The organism is Sphingorhabdus sp. (assembly GCF_040079335.1).
Taxonomy (GTDB): Bacteria; Pseudomonadota; Alphaproteobacteria; order Sphingomonadales; family Sphingomonadaceae; genus Sphingorhabdus_B.
Window position 1 is genome coordinate 1 of the sequence record NZ_JBEBKL010000115.1, and the last position, 2,229, is coordinate 2,229.

Genomic DNA, 2,229 nt, shown 5'->3' on the forward strand with positions numbered 1-2,229 from the left:
GCATGTGCTGACGCTGGCGAGCGACGCAGGGCTGATCGACGGCGGATTGAAACTGCGCACGATGCGGCTGCCCGATCTGTTTCAGGAGCATGACGCGCCGGACAAACAATATGCCGAGGCGGGGCTCGATGCCGCAGCGATAGTCGATACGGTTCTGAGGGCGCTCAGGCACAACAGCGTCGGAGTCGATGAAGCGGGGGTGGCGTGATGAATCAGAATGACCTGCCAAAATATAATGCATTTTTTAAGCCGACGCTCATTGCGTTGGACAAAATTGGCGGATCGGCTTCGCTGAACGAAATCAACGATGCCGTCATCGACCTGATGAAAATATCGCCTGAAGCGCTGGAAGTCGAATATGAGAGCGGCAATGGCTATGTCATCCCCGACCGCATGTCATGGGCGCGCAGCTATTTGAGAGCAGCAGAGTTGATTGCGTCGGGCGGTAGAGGTATTTGGTTGTTGACCGATGCGGGTCGGGAAGCATCATCGTCAAGTGAAGCTGAGATAAAGGCCATATGCGCCGAAGCATATAAGGCCGCACGCGTGAAATCCGCATCGCAAAAGCAGCCTAAAGCCACCAACGACGACGCGAACGGCGACCCCGATGCGGCGATAGGCGATTGGCGCGACACGTTGCTTGCCACGCTCAAAGCCATGGACCCGAGTGCATTTGAGCGGCTCGCTCAGCGCTTGCTGCGTGAAGCGGGTTTTGTGAAGGTCGAAGTGACGGGCCGTTCAGGCGATGGCGGCATCGACGGCACCGGAATCATGCAGCTGAGCCTGATGTCATTCCACGTCCTGTTTCAGTGCAAACGATACCAGGGTTCGGTCGGTTCGGGCGCGGTGCGTGACTTTCGCGGCGCGATGATGGGCCGGACCGACAAGGGACTTATCATCACCACCGGGACATTCTCCCCCGATGCACGGCGCGAAGCGACGCGCGATGGCGCGCCGCCCATCGACCTGATCGACGGCGATGCCCTGTGCGAAAAGCTGAAAGACCTCAGCCTTGGTGTCGAAACCAAGATGGTCGAAGAGGTCACCGTCAATCCCGCATGGTTCGAGCAGATATAACCCCTACCGATACACATCGCGCCGATGGCCTATCAGCACCACCAGCACCACCATCCGCCCCTGTTCAAACCGGCAAATGACGCGATAGTCGCCCACCCGATAACGCCACAGGCCCTGTAACCCGCCGGTCAGCGCGGAACCGCGCAACCGTGGGTCATCCAACGCCGTCAGATTATCGAGGTAGCGTGTAATCCGATCGACATCGGTTTTGGCGATATGGCGGAATGCCTTGCGGGCATCGTCGCCAATTTCAATCGTCCAAGCCAAGCTCTTGCCTCAGCTGCGCCAGCGTTATTGTCTTATCGGGGTCATGCGTACGCAGCGCCGCTTCCGCTGCGGCAATATCCTCCAAATCCTCAATAAAGCGCGCAATCGCCTCGCGGGCGAACGCGCTTTTCGTACGCCCCGCTATCTGGGCAGCCGCCGCAAGGCGACCTTCTAGTTCAGGCTCCAATCTCACGGCGAGCATGGTTGATCTCCTTTGTCATACATGTATAACAAAATGACCGGGTCGTCAATCCCGCATGGTTCGAGCAGATATAACCCCTACCCCACAGGCACCACGGTCGCCTGGGCGATGGCGCACAGCACGGGGTCTTTACCAGTCGTTTCGGACCACACTTCGGCGCGGACGATCACCTGGCGCTTGCCCGCTTTAACCACGGTGCCATGCGCGCGCAGCGCGGTTCCGGTCGCAGGCGCGAGGAAGTTGATCGCATAGCTGCCGGTCACGACATCGCCCGCAACGCTGCTCGCGGCCCAGGCACAGGCATTGTCCGCCATCAAGCCGACGACCGCGCCGTGGACATAGCCGTGATGTTGCGTCAAGTCGCTGCGCACAGCCAGCAGCAATTCGGACTTGCCCTGCCAGCAGACGACGGGTTCGACCCCCAGAAAATTGGTGAAGCCTGAGCGTTTGATCGCGATGTCCTTCATATAGGCGATGGCTTCGTCATTGCTGGCAAAATTGTGCGCGGGCATATTTTTCTCCGTCTATTGGTTTTGCTGTTCTAATCGTGGTGATAAGGCGTGGCTACCCCGCCCCGTTTAGACAGGATACCCCATGACCCCCACCGCCACCATATTGCTGCTCGGATCGGGCGAGTTGGGGCGCGAGTTCACCATTTCGGCCAAGCGGCTGGGCGCGCGGGT

General features: G+C 59.1%; 4 protein-coding genes and 1 pseudogene. 2 read left to right on the forward strand and 3 right to left on the reverse strand.

Annotated elements, in window-relative coordinates; translation table 11 throughout:
* Both ABL922_RS14605 and ABL922_RS14610 read left to right on the forward strand, forming a co-directional pair.
* Positions 1 to 208, forward strand: a pseudogene (locus tag ABL922_RS14605) (1-deoxy-D-xylulose-5-phosphate synthase); the annotation flags it as partial.
* Positions 208 to 1,077 carry a restriction endonuclease gene (locus ABL922_RS14610; RefSeq protein ID WP_349024938.1) on the forward strand — a complete coding sequence of 290 codons (870 nt, stop codon included), beginning with the start codon at positions 208 to 210 and terminating at the stop codon, positions 1,075 to 1,077. The pseudogene ABL922_RS14605 and the gene ABL922_RS14610, both read left to right, overlap by 1 nt.
* Positions 1,078 to 1,080: 3 nt before the next feature.
* On the opposite strand, the gene ABL922_RS14615 is transcribed toward ABL922_RS14610, so the two are convergent.
* The 3 genes from ABL922_RS14615 to ABL922_RS14625 form a co-directional block, all read right to left on the reverse strand.
* Positions 1,081 to 1,344 (reverse strand): type II toxin-antitoxin system RelE/ParE family toxin, encoded by a 264-nt coding sequence (locus ABL922_RS14615; protein ID WP_349024939.1) that lies wholly within the window; start codon positions 1,342 to 1,344, stop codon positions 1,081 to 1,083.
* Entirely contained in the window at positions 1,328 to 1,546 is a 219-nt protein-coding gene (locus ABL922_RS14620) for a DUF6290 family protein (protein WP_349024940.1), read from the reverse strand. Before ABL922_RS14620 ends, ABL922_RS14615 begins: the two co-directional genes overlap by 17 nt.
* A 77-nt stretch (positions 1,547 to 1,623) precedes the next feature.
* Complete coding sequence (locus ABL922_RS14625) at positions 1,624 to 2,058, reverse strand: PaaI family thioesterase (protein ID WP_349024941.1); 435 nt, start codon at positions 2,056 to 2,058, stop codon at positions 1,624 to 1,626.
* Between the last annotated feature and the right edge of the window lie 171 nt (positions 2,059 to 2,229).